Here is a 6127-nt window from a genome sequence, read left to right as displayed (position 1 = left end):
TGACTGGGTGGTATGGGCGTTTTCGCTGTTTTGTTGAATATTGGAGGACATCTCTTCCATGGCCGAAGAGGTCTCTTCGATGGAGGCTGCCTGTTCAGTAGTACCTTGGGAGAGGCTTTGCGCAGCATCAGAGAGTTGGTTGCTGCCGGAGGCCACATTATCCGCAGCATCACGCATATCGCTGGCTACACTGCGCAAGCGCTCCACCATGCCGCGCAAGGCCGCAGCCAATTGACCAATCTCATCTTTTTGCTCAATGTCGATGGTTGCAGTGAGATCACCGGTAGCCACTTTTTCAGCGAATACAACTCCCTGCACCAAGGCCGAAGAGATCATCCGGGCAACCACGTAGGCGATGGCAATGCCGAGGACAACTGCAATCAACGATCCTACCGCCACCAGATTTTCCACAGAGTGGATTTCCTGCTCCATTTTATCTTTCTGGTCATGCACCGCAATTTCCAGAAGTTGATCGGCTTTGCGCCGGTTTTGGATCATGCTGTTTTCCAGTTGCGCCTGCTTGGCAAAGCCACTGACCACCAAATCCAGCTCTTTCTGGTAGCCATCGAAAGCAGCGATGACCTGCTTGATCATCTCCAGATCGGCTTGTACCTTGAACATGCCGAGCATCTCTTCAGCGATTTTGCGCGCTTTGGCAACACCCTCTTTGGCACGTTTGATTTGTGCTTCATCCTTGCCACGGGTAATAATTATCTCTTTTTCGCCCAAACGGGCGGTCAAAAATTCAGAGAACATGTCCTGCGCGGAGTCGAGTTTGTGGGTGCGATCCAACAACTGCTCGCGTACCTGTTGTCCCCTGGCAGCTTCTACGCCATGACTGACAGCATCCAGGTCGCTGTTGAGCTTGCTTAATTGGCCGGCGACCAGTGCATCGACCTCGTTTTTGACCAGACGGGCAGCGTCACGAATACGATTGACGGCCGTAACAACAACCTTGTCGCTGTCGATAAAACCGGTAAAAGAGCTGCTGTAGGCATCGGCTTCGGCAATGATGTCATCCATTTGCTTCTTGTTGGCAGGATCCTTGAAGCGCACCTCGCGAGACTCTGTCGCTTTTTGTTTCAACTCATCCAGTGCTTTCAAACCTTTGTCGCGATTGGTAGAATCTTTACTGGCCAGAAAGTTGCGCTCGGCGCGCAACAACTCGGTTACGCGACCATCCAGAAAGGTCATTGCTCCGGTATTGTCCACCCGTTTGGCAACTCCGTTCAGACCATTCCAAGCATTCCAGGCCACCAGCACAGTCAAAAATAGGACCAAGCCGAAGCCAATGGCCAGTTTCATGGCAATTTTCAAATCTTTCATGTTGCCGTTCCCTCTTGTCTCTGTTTTCGCGCCGTGTTGAGCACGTCATTGATTATGCAGAAGAGCCCTGATTCTACACCAACCCATCATGGCGAGAGTCTACACAAAGAAAATCATCTCGTCTACCAAATCTGTTCTGTTTTTACTATCTAGAAGGTTGATTTTTTTTGTCAGTTGCTGTAGAGAATGCTGTTTAAGTCGGTATTGTGCGTTGTGTAAACGCCTGTTCGACTAGCCCGTAGCGAGGAGTCGGCCTGTTTTGGGGTACCAGGAGGTAGAGAATGATTGATTTTTCAGTGGACGATACCGGCTCTACCGGCACGTTGATATTGTCGGGGCCTTTGACGATCCAGCATGCGCTCTCTTTGAAGGAGACGTTGTTGAAAGTTGGAGGAGATGTGAAGCATCTGATTTTGAATCTGGATCAGGTCTCTTCCCTGGATCTGACGGCGTTGCAAATGCTGTGTGCAGCGCATCGGGAGTGGGTCAAAAAAGGGAAGAAGTTGACACGTGAGGGTAATGTTCCAGATATCGTCAATCGGGTGGTCAGAGAGTCGGGTTTTACCGGCTGTCTGGAAAATGACGATGTGATCGGACTTTGGACGGGAGCGAGCAATTAATGGCAAAAACAATCATGACCGTAGATGACTCTTCCAGTGTTCGGCAGATGGTTGGCTTGACTCTGAAGGGGGAGGGCTACCAAGTGGTGGAAGCGGTGGATGGCAAGGATGCTTTGACCAAGGTTTCCGGGGCCACGATCGATATGGTGATCACCGATTTGAACATGCCCAATATGGATGGGATTACCTTGATTCGGGAGTTGCGTAAACTGCCTGCTTTCAAATTTACTCCCATCGTGATGTTGACGACCGAATCACAAGCAGAGCGTAAACAAGAAGGCAAGGATGCCGGAGCAACGGGATGGATTGTCAAACCATTCAAACCGGAGCAATTGATCGGCGTGATAAAAAAGGTGCTTGGTTAACTGTTTTGTGGCCGCAAAAGTTGTCTGCGCCCCCTTCTGCGGGGGGTTGCGTGACAAAAGGAGCGGGTGCCTCAGTGTAGGTGCAGTGCGTTGGTCGCATTTTACCTCTGCGGGGGTGTCAGGCGGAACAGAAAAAGCTCCTGAAAAGAGCTCAGAACAATCCATTGGAGGATGGTCCCATGGCTGTAGAGATTGATACCAGTGCCTTTACGGAAGAGGCTTATGAGCTGCTTTCCGAGTTGGAGGATTCCCTCCTGGAGTTGGAAGAAAGGCCGACCGATATAGAGCTGATCAGTCGGGTATTCCGGGCCATGCACACCATCAAGGGTTCCGGGGCCATGTTCGGATTTGACGAAGTGGCCAAATTTACCCATGAGGTGGAGACCGTTTTTGATATGGCCCGCTCCGGTACCTTACCGGTGACCAAGGCTTTGATTGATTTGACTTTGGCTGCGCGGGATCAAATTCGCAGTATTCTTGATGCCTCACGGGGAGGGCCACCTGCAGACCAGGATAATGCCAATCGGATTATCAGTGGCTTACGTGCTTTGGCCCCGCAAAAGGGAGGAGCTGCAGCAACGGAAACAAAAGCGGCCGCCGCTCCGAAAGCCGACGCTGAGGGTCCGCATGTCTACCGGGTCCGTTTTGAACCTAAACCTGAAATTTTTTCTTCTGGAACCAATCCTCTGTTGTTGCTCAATGAATTGCGTGACATGGGGCAATGCCGTGTGGTGGCGATCACCAACACCTTGCCCTCTCTGGAGGAGTTGGATCCCGAACGCTGCTATACCCATTGGGAAATTTTTCTGACCACAACCCAGGGTGAGAATGCCATTCGCGATGTCTTTATTTTTGTGGAAGATGATTGCACCCTGAATGTACGGTTGCTGACTCGTGAGGAAGAGCAGGAGGATGCGGAACCGAAAAAGCTGGGGGAAATTCTTCTGGAGCGTGGGGATATCAATGAGGAGGCTCTCGGCAAGGCATTGACCCCATTGGGGGATCGTTTGGTCAATGCGGGCGTGGTCTCCGCCGACAAGGTGCGTGCCGCTCTGACCGAGCAGCGGGTTGTGCAGGAGCAAAAACAGCAGCAGACAAAAGCGGCTGAGGTGGATGCTGTGGTTCGTGTTCCTTCCACCAAACTGGATAAGCTGGTCAATCTGGTGGGAGAGTTGGTGACGGTGCAAGCCCGCCTGAATCAGATTTCCGGACGGCTCAACAACCAACATTTGCAACTGGTTGCCGAAGAGATAGAGCGTTTGACCGGCGAATTGCGCGACAATACCATGAGTATCCGCATGTTGGCTATTGGCTCTACCTTCAACAAATTCAAACGTCTGGTACGTGATCTCTCCACCGAGTTGGGCAAGCAGATGGAATTGACCACTGCGGGTGCCGATACCGAGTTGGATAAAACGGTGATCGATCAACTGAATGATCCGTTGGTACACATTATCCGTAACAGTATTGATCATGGTATTGAAAAACCGGAAGTGCGCAAGGCGATTGGCAAACCGCTGGTCGGACAGATTCATCTGTCGGCGGTGCACTCTGGAACCAGTGTGTTGATTCAGGTCAAGGATGATGGCAAGGGTCTTGATGCCCAGCTTTTACGGCGCAAGGCGGTGGAAAAGGGTTTGTTGTCGCCTGATGCGGTGTTAACCGATCAGGAGGCATTCATGTTGATCTTTGGTGCCGGATTTTCGACAGCGGAAAAAATTACCAACGTTTCCGGGCGTGGCGTGGGCATGGATGTGGTGCGCAAATCGATCGAGAGTTTGCGTGGTACCATTGATGTACAAAGTGAATTGGGTAAGGGTACGACTATCACCTTAAAGCTGCCTTTGACCTTGGCCATTATCGAAGGTTTGCTGGTTGGGGTCAATCATGACTATTTTGTGCTGCCTTTGGCTGCAGTGGAGGAGTGTGTCGAGCTTTCACCAAAAGATATTGCCAACTCGCATGGACGGCGCATTGTCAACGTGCGTGGGGAGATTGTTCCTTTCATTCGTATTCGTGAGCGTTTTGCCATGGATGGGGAGCGTCCGATCATCGAGCAAATTGTGATTGCCAATGTGGATGGGCGTCGAGTCGGCTTTGGTGTGGATACGGTGGTTGGCCAACATCAGACAGTGATCAAAAACTTGGGAGGCAGTTTCCAATATTCGGATGAATTTTCCGGTGCGACCATTCTGGGCGATGGTACTGTGGCCCTGTTGTTGGATTTGGCACGCATGGTCCGTTATGTGGAGATGCAGGAGACCAAGGAGACAGGAGGGGCATAACCAGGCATGGCCAAAATCAAGGTTTTAATCATCGACGATTCGGCAGTCGTCCGGCAAACGTTGACGCAGATTTTGCAGTCGGATGAAGATATTGAGGTGATTGGAGCGGCTCAGGATCCTTTTGTAGCGGCTGAAAAATTGCGTACTTCTGTGCCGGATGTGATCACATTGGATGTGGAAATGCCTCGCATGGATGGTTTGACTTTTTTGAAAAAGATTATGAGCCAGCATCCGATTCCGGTCGTTATGTGCTCTTCGTTGACGGTAGAAGGGTCAGATACGGCGATGAAGGCGCTGGAGTATGGGGCTGTGGATATTATCACCAAGCCAAAGATGGGCACCAAATCTTTTTTGGAGGAGTCGCGGATCCATATTTGTGATGCGGTCAAGGCGGCGGCCATGGCTCGTTTATCGCGATATGTGCCACGTCATGCCGAGGCAGCGCGTGCGATTGAGGGGGCTCGTGTTTCCGCAACGGTTTCCTCTTCTGGAGCAGCAACAGCCGCACCAGCTCCTGTGCATGTACCGGCACCGGCAATGGGTGCAACGGCAACAGGTCATGATCGTATTACAGCGGCAACTCAGGCTGGTTATAAAGTACCGCCCAAGTTGACAGCAGATGCCGTATTGCCACCGCCGGACAGCAAGGCCATGATTCAGACCACGGAAAAGGTGGTGGTGGTTGGAGCATCTACTGGGGGGACTGAGGCGTTACGGGTCTTTCTGGAGGCGTTGCCGGCCAATGCTCCAGGTATGGTGATTGTGCAACATATGCCAGAGCATTTTACCTCGGCTTTTGCCAATCGTTTGAACTCGCTCTGTCAGGTGACGGTCAAGGAGGCGGCCAATGAGGATTCGGTGGTGCGCGGACGGGTTTTGATTGCGCCTGGCAATAAGCATACGTTGCTCAAACGCAGTGGTGCACGTTATCTGGTCGAGGTAAAGGATGGTCCCTTGGTGAGTCGGCACCGGCCATCAGTGGATGTGTTGTTCCGTTCAGCAGCGCGTTATGCCGGCAAAAATGCTGTTGGGGTGATTATGACGGGCATGGGCGATGATGGAGCCCGTGGCATGTTGGAGATGAAGCAGGCAGGAGCGACCAATATTGCGCAGGATGAGCAAAGCTGCGTTGTGTTTGGCATGCCCAAAGAGGCGATCAAGCATGGGGGTGTCGATATTGTCAAGCCGTTGGATAAGATTGCGGCTGAGGTGATCCGTTTGTGCAGTTGATGATGTTTTTTTTGTGATTTGTTTACAGAGGTATGTTCAGAATGCAGGAGGAGATATTCTCCTCCTGGCACAGACCACGGCACGAGCCCGTATTACCGGCAGCATTCCGATTATTCTTACAAAGAAGGTAACTATTCAGGTTCGTGCTGGCTTGCCAAGTCTACCTGGTTTGCGATGACTCGCCAGCTCTACCCCCATGGGGATGCTGTGCGAATTGGCGCAAAAATGCGCGCCAATCCGCACAGCTTGCTTCCATCAGGCGCTTAAGCCGACGCAAAAAGCGCGTCGGCTTAGTTTGAAA

At 51.7% G+C, this 6127-nt stretch carries 5 protein-coding genes; 4 read left to right on the top strand and 1 reads right to left on the bottom strand.

Features of this window, described 5'->3' with window-relative positions:
• Positions 1 to 1326: methyl-accepting chemotaxis protein (locus EJP87_RS17765; protein WP_193771239.1), on the bottom strand; the 1326-nt coding region annotated here is incomplete at its 3' end.
• A 281-nt stretch (positions 1327 to 1607) separates the two neighbouring features.
• Here EJP87_RS17765 and EJP87_RS08310 point away from each other — a divergent pair.
• The 4 genes from EJP87_RS08310 to EJP87_RS08295 all read left to right on the top strand — a co-directional run bounded on the left by EJP87_RS08310 (position 1608) and on the right by EJP87_RS08295 (position 5826).
• On the top strand, positions 1608 to 1946 hold the full coding sequence (locus EJP87_RS08310; protein ID WP_130471401.1) for an STAS domain-containing protein: 339 nt from the start codon (positions 1608 to 1610) through the stop codon (positions 1944 to 1946).
• On the top strand, positions 1946 to 2311 hold the full coding sequence (locus EJP87_RS08305) for a response regulator (RefSeq protein ID WP_130471400.1): 366 nt from the start codon (positions 1946 to 1948) through the stop codon (positions 2309 to 2311). Before EJP87_RS08310 ends, EJP87_RS08305 begins: the two co-directional genes overlap by 1 nt.
• Before the next feature lie 179 nt (positions 2312 to 2490).
• Positions 2491 to 4596 carry a chemotaxis protein CheA gene (locus EJP87_RS08300; RefSeq protein WP_130471399.1) on the top strand — a complete coding sequence of 702 codons (2106 nt, stop codon included), beginning with the start codon at positions 2491 to 2493 and terminating at the stop codon, positions 4594 to 4596.
• 6 nt (positions 4597 to 4602) lie between these two features.
• Positions 4603 to 5826: a protein-glutamate methylesterase/protein-glutamine glutaminase gene (locus EJP87_RS08295; protein WP_130471398.1), complete on the top strand. Its 1224-nt coding sequence runs from the start codon at positions 4603 to 4605 to the stop codon at positions 5824 to 5826.
• Positions 5827 to 6127: the final 301 nt, after the last annotated feature.

It is taken from the genome of Candidatus Magnetaquicoccus inordinatus, assembly GCF_004217665.1.
GTDB classification, from domain to species: domain Bacteria; phylum Pseudomonadota; class Magnetococcia; order Magnetococcales; family Magnetaquicoccaceae; genus Magnetaquicoccus; species Magnetaquicoccus inordinatus.
This window is presented reverse-complemented; position numbering and strand designations above follow the sequence as displayed.

Bases quoted from the DNA above. Each gene is read 5' to 3' on its own strand.
- EJP87_RS08300 (WP_130471399.1), top strand. From the start codon at position 2,491: ATGGCTGTAGAGATTGATACCAGTGCCTTTACGGAAGAGGCTTATGAG.
- EJP87_RS08310 (WP_130471401.1), top strand. From the start codon at position 1,608: ATGATTGATTTTTCAGTGGACGATACCGGCTCTACCGGCACGTTGATA.
- EJP87_RS08295 (WP_130471398.1), top strand. From the start codon at position 4,603: ATGGCCAAAATCAAGGTTTTAATCATCGACGATTCGGCAGTCGTCCGG.
- EJP87_RS08305 (WP_130471400.1), top strand. From the start codon at position 1,946: ATGGCAAAAACAATCATGACCGTAGATGACTCTTCCAGTGTTCGGCAG.